The following is a 21,202-nucleotide window of genomic DNA, read 5'->3' on the forward strand; positions in this document are numbered from 1 at the left end:
ATGCATCTCCTCCCGCGCGATCTCCACAGTCTCGACGACGCCGGCGCGGCGACGGACCTCGGCCAGACGCCGGCCGACATCGTCTTTCTGTCCTTTTCCGACTCTGAGCTGCGCCTTCTCGCGCGACTGCATGCGCGCGAGGCCGGCGCGCTTCCGGGCCTGCGCTGCGCGCCGCTCGCGCAGTTGAAGCACCCCTACTCCGTCGATCTCTATCTCGACACGGTCGCGCGCCACGCAAAGCTCATCGTCGTGCGTCTGCTCGGCGGCAAGGATTACTGGGCCTATGGCGTCGAACAGCTCGAAACGCTCGCCCGCGCGCGCAAGATCGCGCTCGCCATCGTGCCCGGCGACACGGTCGAGGACATGCGGCTTGCGCAGGCCTCGACGCTGGGCGGCGAGGCGCTCGCGCGCATCTGGCGTTTCTTTCAGGACGGAGGGCCTGAGAATATGCGCGCCTTCCTCGGCTACGCCGCGACGCTCGCCGGCCGGCCGGCGGAATGGCGCGAGAGCATCCCAGTCGCCAACGCCGGACGATTCGAAAGCGCTTGCCGTCATGCGCCCGACGACGCGCCGCGCGCGACGATCGTCTTCTATCGCTCGCTCTACCTTGCGGACGACGCGGCGCCGATCGTCGCGCTCGCGGATGCGCTTCACGCCCGCGGCTTTCGCGTCGAGGCGATTTATGTCGCGAGTCTGAAGGAGCCGGAAAGCGAAGCCTTCGTCGCGGAGGCGCTCGACGGCTTCGCGCCCGACGTCATCCTGAACGCTACCGCCTTCTCGGCGCGGCGCGAGACCGGCGCGGTCCTCGACCGCGCCGGCGCGCCCGTGCTGCAAGCCGCGCTCGCGACGTCGACGCGCGACGCCTGGGCCGCTTCCGCGCGTGGCGCGAACGGCGCGGATCTCGCAATGAACGTTGTTCTGCCGGAAGTCGACGGCCGCATTTTCACGCGCGCGATCTCCTTCAAGGAAATCGCCGAACGCGGCCCCGCCGAACTCGACGAACCGCGTCACGCGCCGGAAGGCTCGCGCATCGCCTTTGTCGCGGATCTCGCCGCGAATTGGGCGCGCCTGCGCCGAACGCCGAACGCCGAAAAGCGCCTTGCGCTGATCCTTTCCGACTATCCGGCGCGGCGCGGGCGCGGCGGATATGCGATCGGTCTCGACGCGCAAGCGAGCGTGACGGAAATCGCCGGAGCTCTGCGTGAAGCGGGCTATAATGTCGGCGGGAGCCAACTCTTTCATGAACCACGCCTCCTGCGCGCGCTCGAAGACGCGACGCAGACGATCGACGTTCCGCTCAAGGATTACCGCGCCTGGCGCGCCGCGCTCCCCGCGAGCTTCATCGCGAGCGTCAACGAGACATGGGGAGAGGCGAGCGCCGATCCCGCCGTCGCGGGCGACGCCTTCCGCTTCTCCTGCATCGTCAGCGGCAATCTGGCGATCGCCCTGCAGCCCGATCGCGGCGCGCGCGCGGAGCGCTACGAAACCTATCATGATGTCGGCCGGGCGCCGCGCCACGCCTATGTCGCCTTCTATCTCTGGCTGCGACATGCGCGGAAGATCGACGCGCTGATCCATCTCGGCGCACATGGCACGCTGGAATGGCTGCCCGGCAAATCCGTGATGCTGTCGCCCGATTGCGCGCCCGAAGCCGTGCTCGGCCCGACGCCCCTCGTCTATCCGTTCATCGTCAACGATCCCGGCGAGGCCGCGCAGGCCAAGCGCCGCACCGCCGCCGTGACGATCGGCCATCTCACCCCGCCGCTCGTCGACGCGGAACTCTTCGACGCCGCCGCGAGGCTAGAAACGCTGCTCGACGAATATTCCAACGCCTCCTCGCTCGACCCGCGCCGCGCGCGTCTCGTCGCGGGCGCGATTCTCGACGAGGCGGAGCGTAGCGGGCTCGCACAGGAATGCGGCGTCACGCGCGACGCCGACATCGCGGAGACGCTCGCGCGTCTCGACGCCTGGATGTGCGATCTCAAGGAAATGCGCATCGGCGACGGACTGCATGTGTTCGGCCGCGCCGATGCGGACGCGACGCGCGGCGCCTGCGCGGCGAACGAACGCCGCGCGCTGATCGCCGCGCTCGCCGGACGCTTCGTGGAGCCCGGACCCGCCGGCGCGCCGTCGCGCGGACGCGCCGACGTCATCCCCACGGGCCGCAATCTCTTCTGCATCGACCCGCGCCATGCGCCGACGCAGACAGCCTATGACATCGGCCGCCGCGCCGCGCGGGAGGTGATGACGCGCCACGCCCAGACGCATGGCGAATATCCGCGGCATATCATGCTTGACCTGTGGGGCAGCGCGACGATCCGCACCGGCGGCGAGGATGTCGCTCAGGCGCTCGCCCTGCTCGGCGTCGCGCCGCGCTGGGATCACGCCAGCGCGCGCGTCATCGGCTTCGAAATCCTGCCGCAGGCGAAACTCGACTTTCCGCGCGTCGACGTGACGCTGCATGTCTCGGGCCTGTTCCGCGACATGTTCCCCGGCCTCATCGCGCTGTTCGACGACGCCGTGCGCGCCGTCGCGGCGCTGGAGGAAGACTCCGAATTCAATCCGTTGAAAGACGCGGCCGATCTCACGCGCATCTTCGGCGCCGCGCAGGGAAGCTATGGGCTCGGCGTCAGCGACAGGATCTTGCGGGGCGAATGGTCGACGCAGGACGATCTCGCGCGCGCCTTTCTCGAATCCGGCGGCCATGCGCTCGATCGCGCGGGCGAAAGCGCGCCGGCGCTCGACGCTTTCTCCGCGCAGGTCGCGCGCGCCGACGCGCATGTGCATGTGCAGGACATGGCGGAGGTCGATGTGCTGACGGGCCCCGCTTTCGCCGATTTCGAAGGCGGCTTCGCTGCGGCCAACAAGATGCTCGGCGGCGGCGCAGATCTCTTGCATCTCGACGCGACGCGCCCCGAGCGGCTGCGCGCGCGGCCCTTGCAGGAGGAGATCGCGCGCGTCTTGCGCATGCGTCTCGCCAATCCGCGCTGGCTCGACGGCCAGATGCGCCACGGCCATCGCGGCGGCGCCGAGATCGCCGAAGGGATTGACAATCTCTACGCCTTCGCCGCGACGAGCGGCCTCGTCAGCGACGCGCAATTCGATCTCGCCTTTTCCGCCACGCTCGGCGACGACAAGGTGCGCGATTTTCTCGCGCGCGAAAATCCGCGCGCGCTCGAGGCGGTCGCCCATGTCTTCAACGAAGCGCTCGCGCGCGGTCTGTGGCGCACGCGGCGCAACAGCGCAATGGACGTCTTGACGCGCCTCGGAGAACGTCATGCCGCCGACGCCTGACGTCGAAAAGGCGCGCCCGGGCGCCCCGGAAGTGAAGGGCTGGTGCCCCGGCGCCTTTCGCCCGATGGCAAGCAACGACGGCCTGCTGATCCGCGCGAAGCTGGTGGGATCGAGGATCGCCGCGTCGCAGCTCGCAGAGGTCGCGAAAATCTCCGCCGCCTGCGGCAATGGTCTCGTCGATCTGTCGCAGCGCGCGCAACTGCAAATCCGAGGGGTCAGCGAGACGACGCTCGCGGAAGCGTTGCGCCGCCTCGCGACGATCGACATGCTGGCGCCGGACGCCGACGCCGAACGCGTGACGAACATCGTCGCCTCGCCGCTCGCCGGTCTTTCCGCGAACGCCGCGTTAGACGCCAATGCGCTTGCGCGCGAACTCGCGACGGCGTTGCAGGAAGATCCGTCCCTACGCGCCCTGCCCGCCAAGTTTCTGTTCGCCATAGACGACGGCGGCCCGTTGCCGCTCGCGAACGTGGAAGCGGACATTCTCATCTCAGCCTCGGCGGGCGGCTGCGTCGCTGTGATGATCGCGGGCGCGAAGGGACGCGCGGCCATCTGCGGGCGGCGGGACGCCGTCGCCTCGGCGGCGCAGCTCGCGCGCGCTTTCATCGTCTTGCGGGACGGCGTTTTCGAACTGCGCCGCATGCGGCGGCTCGTGTCGATCTTCGGCGCCGACCGGCTGTTCGGCGAAGCGGGGCTCGTCGCGCAATCGCATGAGCGGGCGCATGACGGCGCGCGCCCCGGCTTTCTGGGGGCGCGGGAGACGGACGGCGCCGTCTTCGCCGGGCTCGCGGCGCCCTTCGGCCGCTGGCGGGCGGCCGAGCTTTCGGGGCTCGCGGCGCTCGCGGAGAGCTGCGGCGTCGGCGAGCTGCGCGTCACGCCCTGGCGCGCATTTCTCATCCCGACGGAAACGATCGGCGCCGCCCGGCGCGCAGTCGATGCGGCGCGTGCGGGCGATCTCGTCGTTTCGCACGACGATCCGCGCCTCGCCGTCGCCGCCTGCCCCGGCGCGCCGGAATGTCCGCAGGGGCGCGGCGAAACGCGCGCGCATCTTGCGCGGCTCGCGCCGCTGGCGCAAAAACTTGCCGGGAAAGACGGTGTGGGCCTGCATATATCGGGCTGCGCAAAAGGGTGCGCGCGCCCCGGCGCCGCGCCCGTGACGCTTGTGGCCGATCAAGGGGGCTTCGACCTCGTCGAGCACGGCCGCGCGCATGACGCGCCGCAACTGAAAGGGCTCGACCTCGACGCCGTCGAACGCGCGCTGGCGATGCGCGCAGAGGAAAAGAAATGTCCGACGCCTTGAACTACGTCCGCGACGGCGCGGCGATCTACGAGCGTTCCTTTGCGATCATTCGCGCCGAGGCCAATCTCTCGCGCTTTTCGCCGGAGGAGGAGAAAGTAGCCGTGCGCATGATCCACGCCTGCGGCATGGTGGAGCTTGCGGACGACATCGTATTTTCGCCGACCTTCGTCGCCGAGGCCAAGGCGGCGCTGCGCAAGGGCGCGCCGATTCTCTGCGACGCCAATATGGTGGCCCATGGCGTGACGCGCGCGCGGTTGCCCGCGAACAACGCCGTCGTCTGCACGCTCGCCGAGCCCAATGTGGCGGCGCTCGCGGCGGAACTCGGCAATACGCGCAGCGCGGCGGCGATGGAGCTGTGGCGCAACCGGCTTGACGGCGCCCTCGTCGTGATCGGCAATGCCCCGACCTCGCTGTTCCGCCTGCTCGAGATGCTGAACGAGGGCGCGGCGCGCCCGGCCGCCGTCATCGGCATGCCCGTCGGCTTCGTCGGCGCGGCCGAGTCGAAGGAGGCCCTTGCTGCGGACGGACGCGCGCCCTTCGCCATCGTGCGGGGCCGGAAGGGCGGCAGCGCCATGGCCGCGGCGGCCGTCAACGCGCTCGCGAGCGACAAGGAATGAACGCGCTTCCCGCGACTTCCCGCGAAACTGCGGCGCGCGTCGGCGCGCTGATCGGCGTCGGCCTAGGGCCGGGCGATCCCGAACTCGTGACCGTGAAGGCGGCGCGTCTCATCGGCGAGGCGAAGACCGTCGCCTATTTCGGCAAGCCCGGACGCCCGAGCAACGCCCGCACGATCGCGGCGCGCTATTTTTCGCCAGGCTGCGAGGAAATGCCGCTGCTCTATCCGGTAACGACCGAGATTCCCTTCGACGACCCCGATTACATCGCCGCGCTCGGGGGCTTCTACGCGGAAAGCGCGCGCCGCATCGCCGCTGCGCTGGAACAAGGCCGCAACGTCGCGCTTCTGTGCGAAGGCGATCCCCTGCTCTACGGCTCCTTCATGCATATGTTCACACGGCTCGACGGACGCTTTCGCGTCGAAATCTGCGCGGGCGTCTCCGGCATGTCCGGCTGTTTCGCCGCCGCGCGCCAGCCCATGACATGGGGGGACGACGTGCTGACCGTCTTGCCCGCGACGCTCGACGAAGAGACATTGACTGAACGCCTGAAGACGACGGACGCCGCCGTCGTGATGAAACTCGGCGGCAATTTCGCCAAGCTGCGCCGCGCCATGGAGCGCGCAGGCGTCATCGGGCGCGCAATCTATGTCGAACGCGGCACGATGGCCGGCGAGAAGATCATGGCCTTCGCCGAAAAACGGGACGACGCCGCGCCCTATTTCTCCATGGCGCTGGTGCCGGGACGGGGCCGCCGTCCGTGAGCGGGATCCTCTACATCGTCGGCCTCGGGCCCGCGGACGAACGCTGGCTGACGCTCGAGGCGCGCGAGGCGCTGGAGCGGGCGCAGGACGTGATCGGCTACGCGCCTTACGTCGCGCGCGTGCCCCTGCGCGAAGGCCAGACGCGGCTCGCGAGCGACAATCGCGTTGAAATCGACCGCGCGCGCGAGGCGCTGGCGCGCGCGTCGCAGGGACGTCTGGTCGCCGTGGTCTCCGGCGGCGATCCGGGCGTTTTCGCCATGGCGGCGGCGGTGTTCGAGGCCGTCGAACACGGCCCGGCGGAATGGCGCGGCCTAGACATTCGCGTCATTCCCGGCGTCTCCGCCATGCAGGCGGCCGCCGCACGTCTCGGGGCCCCGCTCGGCCACGATTTCTGCGCCATTTCGCTCTCTGATAATCTCAAGCCCTGGGACGTGATCGAGAAGCGGCTCGAACATGCGGCGCGAGGCGATTTCGTCATCGCACTCTACAATCCCGCCTCGCGCGCGCGGCCGACGCGCATCGCCGACGCCTTCGCGTTGCTGCGGCGGTTTCTTCCCGGCGACACGCTCGTAAGCCTCGCGAAGTCCGTGGGGCGGGAGAGCGAGGAAATCATTCTCTCGCGCCTTGATGCGGCCGATCCGTCGCAGGTCGACATGTCGACGCTGGTCGTGATCGGCGCGAGCGGCACGCGCCGCATTGCGCGCGAGACCGCGCGCGACTGGATCTACACGTCGCGGAAGGCGCCGTGATGGAAAAATGGCTCTCCATCGTCGGCGTCGGGGAAGGCGGCGTCGAGGCGCTGCCGCCCGCCGCGCGCGCGCTGATCGCGCAGGCGACGCTGATCGCCGGCGGCGCGCGTCATCTCGCGCTCGTCGGCGAAACGGCGGCCGAACGCCTGCAATGGCCTTCGCCGTTGACGGACGCGCTGCCGCGACTCCTCGCGCAACGCGGCAAGCCGACGGTCGTTCTCGCTTCCGGCGATCCGTTCTTTTACGGCGTCGGCGACCTCCTCTCGCGGCATGTCGCCCGAGACGAGATTTTCTGCATCCCTGCGCCGTCGGCCTTCTCGCTTGCGGCGGCGCGGCTCGGCTGGAGCCAGCAGGACTGCGCGCTGCTCTCGCTGCACGGTCGCGCCTTCGAGCGCATAACGCCGTTTCTGCAACCCCGCGCGCGCATCATCGCTTTGTCGTGGGACGAAACCACCCCGTCGCGCATCGCGCGACACCTTGCGGCGCGCGGCATGGGCGGCTCGCGTCTCGTCGTGCTTGAGCGACTCGGCGGGCCGCATGAGCGCATTCGCGAGACGCGCGCCGACGCCTTCGCCCTGACGGATACCGCCGCGCTCAATACAGTCGCGATCGACGTCGCCGCCGAGCCCGGCGCGCGCGTCGTTTCGCTCGCGCCCGGTCTTCCCGACGACTGGTTCGAGAACGACGGACAACTCACCAAGCGCGAAATCCGCGCGATCACGCTCTCCGCGCTCGCGCCGCGAAGAGGGGAGACGCTCTGGGACATCGGCGCGGGTTCGGGCTCGATCTCGATCGAATGGATGCTCGCGCATCCCGCCAATCGCGCGATCGCCATTGAGCGCGATGCGGCGCGCGCCGCCCGGATCGCGCGCAACGCGCTTGCGCTCGGCGTTCCTGATCTCGACATCGTCACGGGCGCCGCGCCGTCGGCGCTCGACGGCCTGTCCGCGCCCCACGCGATCTTCGTCGGCGGCGGCGCGACCGGGGAGACGCTGGACGCGGCCTGGCGCGCCCTGCCCACGAACGGCCGCATCGTCGTCAACGCGGTGACGCTCGAAACGCAGACGCTGCTCGCCCGGACATTTGAAACGAAAGGCGGCGATCTTGCGCATGTGCAGGTTTCGCGCGCGCGGCCGGTGGGGCGCTTCCACGCGCTCGACCCCGGCATGGCGGTGCTGCAATGGCGGGCGGTGAAACCATGAGCGCGCGCTACGCGGCTGGCGTTGGCGCGCGGAAGGGCGTCGCCGCGCAGGCGATCGTCGATCTCGTGCGCGAGGCCGCCGCCCGGCATGGCGCGCCGCTCGCGCGCGTGACGCTCTGCACGATCGAGAGCAAAAGCGACGAGGCGGGCCTGCGCGAAGCTGCAAAGACCCTCGGCGTGGGCCTCGTCTTTCTACCCCTGGAGGCTCTGCGCGCGCGGGGCGGCGCCGCGCCCACCCATTCGCCGCGCGTGCAAGCGATGCTTGGCGTCGGGAGCGTGGCGGAAACGGCGGCGCTTGTCGGCGCCGGGCCGGGAAGCCGCCTGTTGGCGCCGCGCCTCGCGACGCCTTACGCCGCCTGCGCGCTCGCCGTCAGCGCCGAGGACCAGCAGTGACCGTACATTTCATTGGCGCCGGCCCTGGCGCCGCCGATCTTCTTACCCTGCGCGGACGCGATCTCATCGCGCGCTGTCCCGTCTGCCTCTATGCGGGCTCGCTCGTCCCCGCCGGCGTGCTCGCCCATTGCCCGAAAGACGCGCGCATCGTCGACACCGCGCCCCTGTCGCTCGACGAGATCCTCGCTGAAATGAAAGCCGCCCATGACGCCGGTCAGGACGTGGCGCGCCTGCATTCGGGCGACCTCTCCATCTGGAGCGCCGTCGGCGAGCAAACGCGCCGTCTCGATGCGCTCGCCATCCCCTACACGATGACGCCGGGCGTTCCCGCCTTCGCCGCGGCCGCCAGCGCCTTGCGGCGGGAGCTGACCCTGCCTGAAGTGGCGCAGTCGCTGGTGCTCACGCGCACTTCCGGCCGCGCCTCCGCCATGCCCGAGCGCGAAAAGCTGTCGACCTTCGCCCAATCGGGCGCGACCCTCGCGATCCACCTCTCCATTCACGCGCTCGCGCGCGTCGTCGAGGATCTCCTTCCCTTCTACGGCGCGGATTGTCCGGCCGCCGTCGTCTATCGCGCCTCCTGGCCGGACGAGCGGGTCGTAAGAGGAACGCTCGCTGATATCGAAGCCCGCGCGGCCGAGGCGCCGATGGAGCGCACGGCGCTAATTCTCGTCGGCCCGGCGCTGGCGGCGGACGACTTCCGCGAGAGCGCGCTCTACGACGCCGGCTACGACCGCCGATTCCGGCCGCGGGGCGGCGTATGACCGCGCCGGGGCTGCTGATCGCCGCCGCACGCTCCGGGTCCGGCAAAACGACCCTCGCCCTCGGGCTGATGCGGGCGCTGAAACGCCGCGGCTTGCGCGTCGGCGCCGTCAAATGCGGTCCCGATTACATCGACCCCGCTTTTCACGCGGCGGCGACCGGCCGCGACAGCCTCAATCTAGACTCCTGGGCGATGGACCAAACGCTCATCGCCGAGCTGGCGTCGCAGGTCGGCGAGGGCGTCGACATTGTCGTCGCGGAAGGCGCGATGGGACTTTTCGACGGCGCCCCCGGCGGAGCGGCGGGCGTCGGCGCGAGCGCGGATATCGCCGCGCTCCTTGGATGGCCCGTTCTCCTTCTCCATGACGTCTCGGGTCAGGCGCAGACAGCCGCAGCCGCGCTTCGCGGACTCGCGAGCCACGATGAGCGATTGAAAGTCGCAGGCGTCGTGCTCAACCGGATCGGCAGCGAACGCCACCGGCGGCTGGTCGCGGAAAGCGTCGACCGGACGGGCATGAAGATATTCGGCGCCCTGCCGCGCGACGAAAAGATCGTCCTTCCCGAGCGGCATCTCGGACTGGTTCAAGCAGGCGAAACGACAGAACTCGACGCGCGGCTGGACGCGCTCGCGGACTTCATCGAGAAACACGCCGACGTCCGCGCGATCGCCGCCGCCGCTTCCGTCGGGCCGCAAAAGCGGGCGGGCTCCTGCGCCCTCACGGCGCCCGCGCAGCGAATCGCGGTCGCGCGCGACGACGCATTTTCTTTCCTTTATCCGCATCTGACCCGGCAATGGCGCGCGGCGGGAGCCGAACTACGCTTCTTTTCTCCCCTCGCCGACGAAGCGCCGCCCGACGATTGCGATCTGTGCTGGCTGCCCGGCGGCTATCCCGAGTTGCACGCCGCGCGCCTTGCGCAGAACCAAACTTTTCTCGCCGGGCTCCGGCATTTCGCGCGGGACAAGCCAGTTCACGGGGAGTGCGGGGGCTACATGGTCCTAGGTCGGCTGCTGACCGATGCGAGCGGCGTTACACACCGAATGGCCGGTCTGCTCCCTCTCGAGACCAGTTTTGCCGCGCGCAAGCTTCATCTCGGATATCGGCTGGCGACATTGAGCCGCGATCATTTTCTCGGTTCAAAGGGGCAAGCCTTCAGGGGCCACGAATTTCACTACGCTACAGTCCTGTCGGAGGCAGGGGCCCCCTTCGTGACGGCGCGCGACGCCTATACGGACGCCGGCGCCCCTGCCGGCCTCTGCGAGGGAACCGTCTCCGGCTCCTTTTTTCACCTGATCGGCTGATGCCACCCCGCACGGATCAGAACCCATGCGTCCAATGGCGCGGGCCGATGGGCATGATGCGCCAGGGTTGTTTGACGAGCTTGTTCCAGGCGTCGCAGCGGTGGTCGACGATGTCGTCGTAGGATGCGAAGACTCGGTTCGACAGCCGGTTGTCTCGCATGAACCGCCAGACGTTCTCCTGCGGGTTCAACTCCGGGCATTTCGCCGGCGGCGGCAGGAGCGTGATGTTTTCCGGGACATCGAGCTCGTCGATCATATGCCATCCGGCCTGATCGAGCATCAGCACGGCGTGCGCGCCAGGTGCGATTTTTCTGGAGATTTCGGCGAGATGCAGGCTCATCGCCCATGTGTCGCATCTGGGCAAAACCAGCGCTGCGCCCTTGCCGTCTTTGGGCGAGATCGCGCCGAAAATATAGGTCGAGGCGGCGCGCTGATGCTTGGGCGCAGAAGGGCGCGAGCCGCGCTTGGCCCAGCGTCGCGTGAGCTTGTTCTTTTGGCCGACGCGGGCTTCGTCGGCGAACCAGATTTCTATCGCGTTGGCGCCGACGCCCTTCTCGCTTGCGATTTCTTTCAGACGTGCGGGGAAGTTTTTTTGAATTCCTCGATCGCGCCCTCGCGTTGGGCATGATGGCGCGGGCGCGCCGACAGCTTGCGATAGCCCATTTTGCCCAGCTCCCGGCTCATGGTCGTTTCGGAAACGGCCACACGGAATTCCTCGAACAGCCATTGGCAAAGATCGACGATCCGCCAGCGCACGACCCCACGTATCGCCGGGATCGGGCCATCTTCGACGACGCGCGCCAGCGCTGCGCGACGCCGGTCTCGCATCACGGACGCAGGGCCCGGCGCCTTGCGGTCGAGAAGCCCGTCAGGCCCATGGGCATTGAAGCGCAGCGCCCAATCGTGCAGATCTGGAGCGTCACGTCGCCGATCCCGGCGGCTTCGCCGCGCGGCGCGCCGTCGTAAATCGCCGCGAGGGCCAGAAGCCGGCGCGCCTGCGGCCCGTCCCTGGAGCCGCGGGCCAAAGCCCGAAGCCGCTCCCCATCGAAATCATCCCGCAATCGCACCGCCGCCGCCATGACGAACCTCCCCGGTGCGCCAATACAAATCAGACATTCGCCGATTCGGGAATCCCACGTGAGTCACACCCCGCGCGGGTTGATATGAGACAAAAAAGGGGCCGCCGGAAGACCAGCGGCCCAAGTCAAGGGAGGAAACGCCCAAGGAGGGCTACGGAGCGAGACAACTCTCGCTGCGATGCACCTTTATATTGCTGCATTGCACAAGTGTCAAGCCTCTTCTGGAACGCCTTGCCGACCCTGATTTGGACAGATTGTCGCAGAGTGCGGAAGAGCGTCATGAAAGAGATCAGACGCGTAATTACCCACCCCCATTTTCATCGGACCTTTGGGGGGTGCGGGTCCGGGTTTCTCCGTCCCCGTTGCCACGGACTCGGATCTCTGAATCCATGTGCTCATGGATCGCACTGATTTGCAGCGGCTGAGCAAGGACGAGTTGAGAGCTGGCTCCGGTTGTTTGGACAGCTCCCCGCGGATTTTAATTGGATCTCTGTCGGGTGTTGCCGAACGCGGGGCGGTTCGATTTTGTCGCGGCGTCGGGAGGGCCGTAGGCCCGACCAGAGCGGCGGCAAAATCGAAAGCGACGGTCATGCGGCCATCGCCGTTTCCTTTATGCCGAAGTAGGCCTCGTCGGGCGTGCGCCCGTCAAGGCTCGAGTGCGGGCGCCGCTCGTTATAGAAGGCGAGATAACGGGCGATCGACGCGCGCGCCTCGGAGACGCTCTCATAGGCGCGTAGATAGACTTCTTCGTATTTGACGCTGCGCCACAGCCGCTCGACGAAGACGTTGTCGCGCCAGGCGCCCTTGCCGTCCATGCTGATCGAGACCTTCGCGTCCAGCAGCACGCGCGTGAAGTCGAGGCTGGTGAACTGGCTCCCCTGATCCGTGTTGAAAATCTCGGGCTTGCCGTGTATCGCCAACGCCTCTTCCAGCGCCTCGACGCAGAACGCCGCCTCCATCGTGATCGACGCGCGATGCGCCAGCGCGCGCCGGCTCGCCACGTCGACGACCACGACGAGATAGACGAAGCCGCGCCGCATCGGGACGTAGCTGATGTCCATCGCCCAGACGTGATCCGGCCGCTCGACCGTCACGCCGCGCAGGAGATAGGGATAGATCTTGTGGCCCGGCGACGGCTTGCTCGCATTCGGCCGCCGGTAGATCGCCTCGATCCCCATCCGCCTCATCAGCGTCGCCACATGCCGGCGGCCGGCGACGACGCCCTCGCGCCGCAACAGATCGCGCAGCATTCGCGCCCCCGCGAAGGGATAATCGAGATGCAGTTCGTCGAGGCGCCGCATCAGCTTCAGATTCTCGGCCAAGACCGGCCGAGGCATGTAGTAGACCGTGCTGCGGGCGAGGCCGAGCGCCTTCGCCTGCCGCGCGATCGGGAGGTCATGGCCGTGGTCGATCATCTTTTTGCGCTTGGCAGGCCAGCCTTGCCGAGCGCGCCGGACAAAAAATCGTTCTCCAAAGTCAGTTCGCCGATCTTGGCGTGAAGCGCCTTCAAATCCACGACGGCCTCTTTGGGCTCCGCCTTCTCCTGCCCGAACACGCCCGCCGCGCCTTCCAGAAGCTGGCCCTTCCAGGTCGTGATCTGGTTCGGATGGACGTCGAACTGCTGCGCCAGCCCGGCCAGCGTCTTCTCGCCCCTGATCGCGGCCAGGGCCACTTTCGCCTTGAACGCCGGAGAATGCGTCCGGCGGCTTCGCTTCGTCATCGGATGCTCCTGAGTCGCCGCGAGAATCCTCGCCGACGTCAGGCGGAAATTCACCTATCTCACCGTCCGAATTTGCGGGGCCGGCTCGCGTCTTGTCGGGGCGTTTGCCGGTGGCGGCCCGCGACGCTATTTGACGGCGGACGCGCCGTCCGAAGCAGGGCGCGATGCTTGAGGGGGCCCACAAGGATGGCTGCGGCGTCTCCAAAGGCGCGACCAAGGAGTTGGAGCGACTCAGCGGGCGCGCCGCCATCGCGTAGCGCGGATTATAGCGCCACGCGGCGGGCGACGATCATACAGTCTCTGGACCAGCGCGCGCACCCTCGAAGCAGAAAGAGCGGGCGACAGAGGCATCGCGAATTGAGGATATAGGTCCAAGCATCATGCAGGGATTGACGACGATCGAGGCTCAAGCGCGCCTCGCCAAATTTGGCCCGAACACGTTACCGGAAGCGCGAGCCCCGTCCTTTGCGGCCGTCTTCCTGAGACAGTTTCTGAGTCCGCTGATTTATATCCTCGTCGCCGCGGCCTGCGTCTCATTGATGATTGGCGACGCAAAAGACGCCGCCTTCATTGGTCTCGTCCTGTTTATCAACGGGATCATCGGCGCCGTCCAGGAATATTCCGCGGGTCAGGCGGCGGCTGCGCTACGCCAGCAGGATCAGCCGCATGCGCTCGTGCTGCGCGATGGCGTTCAGCTGGAAATCGACGCACGCGACATCGTGCCGGGCGACATCGTGTTCCTTGAGGCCGGCCGTCGCGTGCCGGCTGATCTCCGGCTCATCGAAGCCGTTGATTTGCGCTGCGATGAGTCGCTGCTGACAGGCGAATCGCTTCCCGTGAGGAAAAGCGCGACGGAAGCAAAGGAAGCGCCGCGCGACGCCATGGCCTTCGCCGGCTCGTTGGTGACGCGCGGGCGCGGCGTCGGCGAGGCGACGGCGACAGGGCTTGCGACGGAGGTTGGCAAGATCGCCGGAGAACTGGCCAAACCGTCCGCGTCCCAGCCGCCGCTGATCATCCGCATGGAGCGGTTCTCGAAACTCATCGCCATTCTCGTCGCCATCGCCGTGGCCATCCTCATGGCTATCGGCTATTTCCGCCAGATGGGGCTCGTCGATCTCTTCATGATGGCGGTGGGCCTCGCCGTCTCCGCCATTCCCGAGGGGCTTCCAGTAGCGATCGCCGTGGCGCTCGCGATCGGCATGCACCGCATGGCCAAGGCGAACGTCATCGTGCGCAAGATGGCGGCGGTCGAGTCGCTCGGCTCCTGCACTCTCATCGCCACCGACAAAACCGGCACGCTCACGCGCAACGAACTCACCGTCACCGATATCCTCTTGCCGGACGGCTCGGCTCTCGCGCTGCAGCCGGGCGAGGGCGTCGAGTCCTATTCCTTTCGCGGCGCGGCCCCGAACGAGCAGGCCGATCTGCTGCTCGCGGCGCTGCTCCGCGCGGCGGCGCTCCCCAACGAGGCGGAACTCCGGCGCGAGAAGGAGGAGATCAGGGGCGTGGGCGACACGGTCGACGTCGCCCTGCTCGTCGCCGCGCACAGAAGCGGGGTCGCGCATGATGAGGTCAGGGCGCGCTATCCGCTGGTGAAGCGCATCCCCTACGAGCCAGATCTCAAATATGCGGCGTCTTTCCATCTCCATGAGGAGAAAGACGCTGTGCGCGTATTCGCAAAGGGCGCGCCCGAGACGCTCATCGCCATGGCCGGCCGCATGGACGTTGGCGGCGCGCTGGTCCCAATCGACCGGGAGGCGCTCTGGCGCCAAAAAGAGGCCCTGTCAGCGAGGGGGCTGCGCGTTCTCGCTTTCGCCGAAGGCGAGATCGCGCCGGAGCCTGACAACGGCTATGGTCCGCAGCATCTGGAAAATCTCGTGTTTCTCGGCCTCGTCGGCATGCATGATCCGCTGCGGCCGGAAGTGCGGGGCGCAATTGACGCATGCCACGGCGCCGGCATTGTCGTGGCGATGGTGACGGGCGACGCGCCTGGCACCGCCGCGGCCATCGCCAAAGAAGCAGGCATGGCCTTTACGCCAGATCAGATCGTGACAGGCGACGAGGTGCGGCGCGCCGAGGAAGCGGGAGAGGCGTCGCTCGACGCCCTGACGAAAAGCGCCCGCATCTACGCCCGCGTCGAGCCGATCCAGAAGCTTGCAATCGTGCTGTCATTGGCGCGCAACGGACACTTCGTCGCCGTCACCGGCGACGGGGTCAATGACGCGCCGGCGCTCAAGCATGCGCATGTCGGCGTCGCCATGGGCAAGCAAGGCACGGACGTCGCGAAGGAAAGCGCCGACATCATCATCGCCGACGACAATTTCGCGTCGATCGTGCGCGGCGTCATGGAGGGCCGCGTCGCCTACGCCAACATCCGCAAGGTCATTTTCCTTCTGGTTTCGACCGGCGCGGCAGAACTGCTGCTGTTTCTGCTCGCGATCCCCGCCGGCCTGCCCATGCCGCTTCTGCCCGTGCAATTGCTGTGGCTCAACCTCGTCACAAATGGCGTCCAGCATGTCGCGCTCGCCGCCGAAAAACCGGAGGGCGACGAGCTGACCTATCCGCCGCGAAAGCCGGAGGAGCCGATTTTCGACCGCGTGATGATCGTGCGCAACGTCTACTCGGCGCTCGTCATGGCGGGGGTCGGCTTCGGCCTTTTCTACTGGCTCATCGCGCGGGGCTACGACGTCGGCCACGCACGCAACCTGCTCCTCCTGCTCTTCGTCATCTTCGAAAATTTCCAGGCGCTGAATGCGCGCTCGGAGCATCATTCTCTCTTTTACCGGGGCCTCTTCTCGAGCCCGCTGCTCCTCGCGAGCGTCATCGGCGCGCAGGCGATCCATCTCGCGGCGTCGCATGTTCCCGGCCTCGCCGATACGCTGCGCATCTGGCCGCCGACGATCGAGGAATGGGGCGCCTTGCTCGCTGCGGGCGCCTCGCTGCTCGTCGTGATGGAGTTCGAAAAATGGTGGACCGCGCGCCACAAGCGCCTGAAGACGCGGCCCGAGCCCGAGGCGCCAATCGCTGCGCCGTCCCGCATTCGCCGCTATGCCACTCTCGCGGCGAGCGGCGCGCTTGCCGTGGCGATGGTCGCGGCGACGGCGGTTTATTGGCGGGCGTCGCGCACGGCGGCTCCCGAACTCGCGACCGTCGAGCGCGGCGATGTCGTCCTCATTGCGGATGTCGCGGGCGTAGTGGTTCCCGCGCCGCCGGCCCTGGCGACCGCGCCCGTCGCGGGGACTCTCGCCGCTGTTGCGTGCGGCGATGGCGATCAGGTCGAAGCGGGGCGCGTCTGCGCCCGGGTCATTCCGCCCGACCGTCAGCCGGAGGTCGAGCGCGCGCGCCGGGCCCTTGCCGCCGCGCAGGCGGCGCAACGCGGCAGCGCCGCCGCGTTCGAACGCGCGACGTCGGCCTATGACAAAGCCGTGAGCCAGCGGGCTTCCCGCGCCGTAACGGCGAGAGCGCGCGACGAGGCGGCGCGGGCGAAGACCCGCCTGGCGCAAGCGGAAACCACGACGCGGCGGCGCGAAGCCGCGCTACGCCAGGCCGAGGAGAGCGGCGCGCCCGTGATCGCGCCCATCGCCGGCAGAATTAGCGAGAGCCGCTTGGCGGCCCGCCGCGTCAATGCGGGCGAACGACTGTTTCAAGTCGCGCCCGCAGAGGAGAGCTTGCGCATTGAGGCGGTCGCGCCGGATACGGCCGCAGCCGCGCGGGCGCGGCCTGGCGCCCGCGTGACGGCGACCTTCCCGGCCGATGCGTCGCAACCGGTCGAGGGTAAGGTGCGTGAGACGATGCAGACCGAGCGCGGCCCGAGGATCATCATCGAAGCGCCGTCGTCGTCCGTCCCTCGGCCCGGCGCGACGGCGTCGCTGCTTATCGAAATCGACCGGCGGGAGGATGTTCTGCGCGTCCCGAGCCGCGCTCTGCGTTACGTTCCTGCGGGCGGCGCGGCGCTTCCGCCGCCGCCCGCGGGGTCGGCGCGCGTATGGGCGTGGCGTGAGGGGAATGCGGTTCCCATCGTCGTAAATCCCGGTCTCGACGACGGCGCCTTCGTAGAAATCAGGAGCGGCGCGCTCAAGCCGGGGGATCGCGTCGTCATCGACGGCGAAAAGCGCGCGCCAAAGACGCCTTGACAGATGCGACGAAACACGTGGCGGGCGCCGCGCGTCTCGCGTCCGCCGCCAATGTCGCGAACAGCCGCGTCGAACGCTGCCGGCTATGCCAGCATGACCACCTTTGTCTTGACCGGCGTTCGCGAATAAAGGTCGATCATGTCCTGACTGAGGAGGCCGGTACAGCCGCTCGTAATGGCGGTCCCGATCGTCTCGGGGTCGCTCGTGCTGTAGATCGTGTAGACCGTGTAAACGCCGTTCTTGTAGAGATAGAGCACGCGAGCGCCGAGCGGATTGTCGAGCCCTCCCGGCATGCCGCCGGCGTATTTGCGCGCCTCCGGCTGGCGCGCGATCATCTCCTTGGGCGGCGTCCAGGTGGGCCACTCGGCCTTGCGCCCGACATAAACCTCGCCGCTCCACCGGAACCCGGGGCGGGCGACATTGGCGCCGTAGCGCGTGGCGTATCCGTCGCCTTCGATGCGGTAAACATAGTAATTGCCGGGATCGACGATAATCGTGCCGGGCGCCTCTTTGGTGTCGTAGCGGACGATCCGGCGATAATATTTCGGATCAATCTTGCTGAGATCGACCGCCGGGATCGGGAATTTCTCGTAGGGCGCCGCCGCGTAAAATTTCGCCGCCTCGGCGCGGCTCATGTCGTCGGACGACACGCAGCCGGCGAGCCCCGCCGCGCCGAGCCCGGCGGCGGACCCCGCCAGAAACGACCGGCGGCTGAGTCGTCCCGGCCGAAGCCCGGGCAGATCCTCCTCGCTTCTTTCGCCGGCATCGGCCATCCCACCGTCCATCATCATTTTACCGTTTCCCATGTTCTGTTGCCGGCGAGACGATCAACCGGCGCAAACCTGCTGAAAGTCCCTGCTGAGCCGAGATAGCCGCAGCATGCTTTCGAGAATGTGAACGTTTGCTTTTTTGGCGTCGAGGTCGACGATGCGCGCGCCCTTTGGGAGCCAGCTGACCTGCAAGCGACGACTCTCTTAGACGCTTGGCGCGCCCGGCACGATTCGAACGTGCGACCTTTGCCTTCGGAGTTATTTAACCTGGCCCTCGCTGCGGTATCCGGCGATACGAAAAACTCCTCTAACATACTACGAATGTTAGTTTTTCTTGAATTATACGATCGCCGAGAGCACGCTGCACCAACCGAGATTTTCCTTCCGCCCGCTTCCGTGGTGCTTCCGCGAAAACAGGGCATGAACCATTCCGGAAGCGCTTTATGGCCAAGCTAACCAAGAGAATCGTCGACGCCGCGGTTAGCCGCGACAGGGATTATTTCCTCTGGGACGACGAGCTTCCAGGTTTCGGCCTGCGCGTGTTCACTTCGGGCAAGCGTAGTTACCTTCTCCAGTATCGTGCCGGTGGCCGAACGCGTCGCTACACTATCGGCCTGCACGGGGTATGGACACCGGAAACGGCCCGCCAGGAAGCCAAGATTCAACTCGGCCACATCGCCAAAGGCGGCAACCCTGCGGAAGAGCGGCAGCTCGATCACAAGGCGATCACGGTCAAGGAGCTTTGCGCGTTGTATCTGCGCGATCTGGAAGCCGGATTGATCCTCGGCAAAGGCGGCCGCCCGAAGAAGCCGACTACGATCAGCACCGACACTGGCCGTATTCACCGACACATCATCCCGCTCATCGGCGCCCGGCGCGTCAAGGACCTCACAAAGGCCGACATCAACAAGGTTCTAAAGGACATCATGGCGGGACTGACGCGCGCTTCCGTCAAGACGAAGAAATTACGGGGCAAGGCGATCGTGCGGGGCGGCCCCGGCACTGCGACACGCACCGTCGGGCTGCTGGGCGGCATTCTCACCTATGCTGTCGAAGCCGGGATCATCGAGCGCAATCCAGCCCATGGCGTTCGAAAGCCGAAGGACAATGCGCGAACTCGCCGCCTCACGGAAGCCGAATATCGCATCCTTGGAGAAATGCTTCGGAACGCGTCCCGGAACGACAAATATGTAATCGCGGTCGAGATCATTCGTCTGATCGCCCTGACCGGCTGCCGCCGAAGCGAGATCATCGGTCTCAAGTGGAGTGAAGCCCATATCGATGGAAGCTGTTTGCGGCTTACTGACAGCAAGGAGGGGGACTCGATACGTCCCATCGGGCTCCCTGTGATTGAGGCCCTCGAAGCGCACAGGAAAAACCACGCAGAAACCTATGTTTTTCCCGGCTCCGGCGACGACAACGCCTTCGGCAGCTTCCCGAACCATTGGAAGCAGATTTTTCGGAAATCGCCGCTCGCGGATGTGACTCCGCACGCCCTGCGACACAGCTTCGCCAGCATCGCCAACGATCTCGGCTTCACCGAGGTGACGATCGCGGCGCTGGTTGGCCATTCGAAAGGCACGGTTACAAGCAAATACATCCATCCGCTCGACACAGCCCTGATCATGGCCGCGGACGCGATTGCCGGCTACATCCAGGGCCTTCTGGACGGCAAGGAGTTCAAGCAGACTGCCTACTCGCTCGATCGGGCTTCCAGGAAGGTTGCTCTGCACCGGTTCCTAGAAAAAGCCGCTGACGAGCGACCGCGCACGGAAGACGATATGGCTGCATAGACTAAGCACCGGGGACAAAGCGCTTCCAAGTCACGTCCTCTGCAGATCATACCTGACGACCATCAACATTATGCACTGATGGGCTGGCGGGCTAAGTGCGGGCACCACACGGCGCCTTAGTCTTATTCGACTTGAAGCGAGCCTTCTTTCGAATCCACTCCGCGCACTCGCGCGCGACGGCTCGCTGTGTCAGCTTGTTGCGGAGCTGAATCTCGAACTCGGTGCCGTAAAGCCCCCGCTCACGGGTCGTCTTCGGGATGAAGAACTCTCGGCGCTCCTTGCGTAGGCGGTCCGTCACATCCGTCGGGACGAAGGTCGGGGCTGTGAAAATGAACTGGAAGATTTCGACCTTCGACAACTCCGCCTTCAGGGCCTCGAACGCGTAGATCGAGAAGCAGGACGCTGCGATCTTGAGGCGAGCGCCACGTCCTAATGTCGCTTTCAGGTCGTCGCCCAAAAGCATTGAGGTGTTATCGATGATTTTCATCGACAGATCCCTCATGAAGAAGCACAATTTGCTGATCCTGCGGGCGCCTAGCCTCCCGCGGCGTATCAAGGCCCAATCTTCTCAGCGCGTAGTACCGTAGCGCCTTTCTAACCTGAATTTGGGCGCGCCCACCGCGCATGCCGTAGTCAAGGGCTATGATTCGTTTCTGGCTTTCGGAAAGGTCCGGGTGCGGCCCGATTTCCAGTGTGATGATTTCATTCCAATCGGCGTCATCTTCGAGTGAAGAGTCGCTAGGGCGAACCGATCTGGTCTCCATGATGCGTGACAGCAAAAAGTCCTTGAACGACCTGTCGACCGCACAAAAGGCGCGGATGTGCCACCGGAAGCCATCGAAACCGATCGCGTGCGGCGCGATCCATCGCCAGCGAGGATCGTCGCGGGATAGCGACTGATACATCACCTCGATCGCCTGGTTCTGGCGGATCACCGCGAGCACCTTACGCAACGTCTCGTTGTCGACGCCCCGGGCCGGTATAGGGGGCCCAGCATAGGGAGGGAAGTGAGCAATCCAAGATTCTCTTGAAGGAAGAATGCCTTCAGAAACAGACCTAACCTGGTTGAGGTACTGGGCGGCATCCGGCTTCATAAAGCAGGGCTGAAATTGGTTACTTGCAACATAGCGCTTTCCGCTCTTGTCATAGACAGCGTTGTGTGGCGCCCGCTCCTGATAGAGCGTCAAATCCTTCGAGGCTTGGGGCACGGACACGCCAAAGGCCTCGACAATATCCGATCGATTTACGCCGCCCTCCCAGTAAAGACGGAACTCGATGAACTCGAGCCGGCGCTCTACACCCCATTTTAGCATCGCCTCCCCTTCAGGCATTG

The 21,202-nt window shown here is 66.7% G+C and carries 14 protein-coding genes and 2 pseudogenes; 11 read left to right on the plus strand and 5 right to left on the minus strand.

Going from position 1 to position 21,202, the window contains the following annotated elements:
- Genes cobN through ACV959_RS13050 form a run of 9 tightly spaced genes read left to right on the plus strand, consistent with a single transcriptional unit; the run spans position 1 to position 10,374 of the window.
- Positions 1-3,294: a cobaltochelatase subunit CobN gene (cobN, locus tag ACV959_RS13010; RefSeq protein ID WP_475737011.1), complete on the plus strand. Its 3,294-nt coding sequence runs from the start codon at positions 1-3 to the stop codon at positions 3,292-3,294.
- Complete coding sequence (cobG, locus tag ACV959_RS13015) at positions 3,278-4,594, plus strand: precorrin-3B synthase (RefSeq protein ID WP_475737012.1); 1,317 nt, start codon at positions 3,278-3,280, stop codon at positions 4,592-4,594. Before cobN ends, cobG begins: the two co-directional genes overlap by 17 nt.
- A complete protein-coding gene (locus ACV959_RS13020) occupies positions 4,579-5,211 on the plus strand; it encodes a precorrin-8X methylmutase (RefSeq protein ID WP_475737013.1) in 633 nt (210 codons plus the stop codon). Before cobG ends, ACV959_RS13020 begins: the two co-directional genes overlap by 16 nt.
- The gene (locus ACV959_RS13025) at positions 5,208-5,972 is read left to right on the plus strand and encodes a precorrin-2 C(20)-methyltransferase (protein WP_475737014.1); all 765 of its coding nucleotides are present in this window, start codon (positions 5,208-5,210) and stop codon (positions 5,970-5,972) included. The genes ACV959_RS13020 and ACV959_RS13025 overlap by 4 nt, the downstream gene beginning before the upstream one ends.
- Positions 5,969-6,721, plus strand: coding sequence for a precorrin-3B C(17)-methyltransferase (cobJ, locus tag ACV959_RS13030; protein ID WP_475737015.1), 753 nt, complete (start codon positions 5,969-5,971; stop codon positions 6,719-6,721). Before ACV959_RS13025 ends, cobJ begins: the two co-directional genes overlap by 4 nt.
- Positions 6,721-7,923, plus strand: coding sequence for a precorrin-6y C5,15-methyltransferase (decarboxylating) subunit CbiE (gene cbiE / locus ACV959_RS13035; RefSeq protein ID WP_475737016.1), 1,203 nt, complete (start codon positions 6,721-6,723; stop codon positions 7,921-7,923). Before cobJ ends, cbiE begins: the two co-directional genes overlap by 1 nt.
- The gene (locus ACV959_RS13040; protein WP_475737017.1) at positions 7,920-8,315 is read left to right on the plus strand and encodes a cobalamin biosynthesis protein; all 396 of its coding nucleotides are present in this window, start codon (positions 7,920-7,922) and stop codon (positions 8,313-8,315) included. Before cbiE ends, ACV959_RS13040 begins: the two co-directional genes overlap by 4 nt.
- Entirely contained in the window at positions 8,312-9,076 is a 765-nt protein-coding gene (cobM, locus tag ACV959_RS13045; RefSeq protein ID WP_475737018.1) for a precorrin-4 C(11)-methyltransferase, read from the plus strand. The genes ACV959_RS13040 and cobM overlap by 4 nt, the downstream gene beginning before the upstream one ends.
- Positions 9,073-10,374 (plus strand): cobyrinate a,c-diamide synthase, encoded by a 1,302-nt coding sequence (locus tag ACV959_RS13050; protein ID WP_475737019.1) that lies wholly within the window; start codon positions 9,073-9,075, stop codon positions 10,372-10,374. Before cobM ends, ACV959_RS13050 begins: the two co-directional genes overlap by 4 nt.
- Positions 10,375-10,390: 16 nt before the next feature.
- Here ACV959_RS13050 and ACV959_RS13055 read toward each other — a convergent pair.
- A pseudogene (locus tag ACV959_RS13055) lies at positions 10,391-11,453 on the minus strand (IS630 family transposase).
- Between the two features lie 587 nt (positions 11,454-12,040).
- Positions 12,041-13,173, minus strand: a protein-coding gene (locus tag ACV959_RS13060) for an IS3 family transposase (protein WP_475737020.1) whose coding sequence is annotated in 2 segments (ribosomal slippage) — positions 12,041-12,918 and positions 12,918-13,173 — 1,134 coding nt in all. Because the reading frame shifts where the segments join, the coding sequence is not laid out codon by codon here.
- A gap of 380 nt (positions 13,174-13,553) precedes the next feature.
- On the opposite strand from ACV959_RS13060, the pseudogene ACV959_RS13065 reads away from it, so the two are divergent.
- Positions 13,554-16,178, plus strand: a pseudogene (locus tag ACV959_RS13065) (cation-translocating P-type ATPase); the annotation flags it as partial.
- Positions 16,179-17,389: 1,211 nt separating this feature from the next.
- On the opposite strand, the gene ACV959_RS13070 reads toward ACV959_RS13065, so the two are convergent.
- Positions 17,390-18,097 (minus strand): L,D-transpeptidase, encoded by a 708-nt coding sequence (locus ACV959_RS13070; RefSeq protein ID WP_475737021.1) that lies wholly within the window; start codon positions 18,095-18,097, stop codon positions 17,390-17,392.
- Positions 18,098-18,519: 422 nt separating this feature from the next.
- Here ACV959_RS13070 and ACV959_RS13075 point away from each other — a divergent pair, with 422 nt between their 5' ends.
- A complete protein-coding gene (locus tag ACV959_RS13075) occupies positions 18,520-19,869 on the plus strand; it encodes a tyrosine-type recombinase/integrase (RefSeq protein WP_475737022.1) in 1,350 nt (449 codons plus the stop codon).
- Between the two features lie 91 nt (positions 19,870-19,960).
- Here ACV959_RS13075 and ACV959_RS13080 read toward each other — a convergent pair whose 3' ends face one another.
- Together ACV959_RS13080 and ACV959_RS13085 are read right to left on the minus strand one after the other, a co-directional pair.
- A complete protein-coding gene (locus tag ACV959_RS13080) occupies positions 19,961-20,356 on the minus strand; it encodes a hypothetical protein (protein WP_475737023.1) in 396 nt (131 codons plus the stop codon).
- On the minus strand, positions 20,340-21,200 hold the full coding sequence (locus tag ACV959_RS13085) for a BrxR family helix-turn-helix transcriptional regulator (protein ID WP_475737024.1): 861 nt from the start codon (positions 21,198-21,200) through the stop codon (positions 20,340-20,342). Before ACV959_RS13085 ends, ACV959_RS13080 begins: the two co-directional genes overlap by 17 nt.
- Positions 21,201-21,202: the final 2 nt, after the last annotated feature.

The sequence above is a fragment of the Methylocystis sp. Se48 genome (assembly GCF_056269425.1).

Coding starts and splice junctions, on each gene's coding strand:
- ACV959_RS13020 (WP_475737013.1), top strand. CDS start 4,579: ATGTCCGACGCCTTGAACTACGTCCGCGACGGCGCGGCGATCTACGAG.
- cbiE (WP_475737016.1), top strand. CDS start 6,721: ATGGAAAAATGGCTCTCCATCGTCGGCGTCGGGGAAGGCGGCGTCGAG.
- ACV959_RS13070 (WP_475737021.1), bottom strand. CDS start 18,097: ATGATGATGGACGGTGGGATGGCCGATGCCGGCGAAAGAAGCGAGGAG.
- ACV959_RS13050 (WP_475737019.1), top strand. CDS start 9,073: ATGACCGCGCCGGGGCTGCTGATCGCCGCCGCACGCTCCGGGTCCGGC.
- cobN (WP_475737011.1), top strand. CDS start 1: ATGCATCTCCTCCCGCGCGATCTCCACAGTCTCGACGACGCCGGCGCG.
- ACV959_RS13080 (WP_475737023.1), bottom strand. CDS start 20,356: ATGAAAATCATCGATAACACCTCAATGCTTTTGGGCGACGACCTGAAA.
- ACV959_RS13085 (WP_475737024.1), bottom strand. CDS start 21,200: ATGCCTGAAGGGGAGGCGATGCTAAAATGGGGTGTAGAGCGCCGGCTC.
- ACV959_RS13040 (WP_475737017.1), top strand. CDS start 7,920: ATGAGCGCGCGCTACGCGGCTGGCGTTGGCGCGCGGAAGGGCGTCGCC.
- cobG (WP_475737012.1), top strand. CDS start 3,278: ATGCCGCCGACGCCTGACGTCGAAAAGGCGCGCCCGGGCGCCCCGGAA.
- ACV959_RS13025 (WP_475737014.1), top strand. CDS start 5,208: ATGAACGCGCTTCCCGCGACTTCCCGCGAAACTGCGGCGCGCGTCGGC.
- ACV959_RS13075 (WP_475737022.1), top strand. CDS start 18,520: ATGGCCAAGCTAACCAAGAGAATCGTCGACGCCGCGGTTAGCCGCGAC.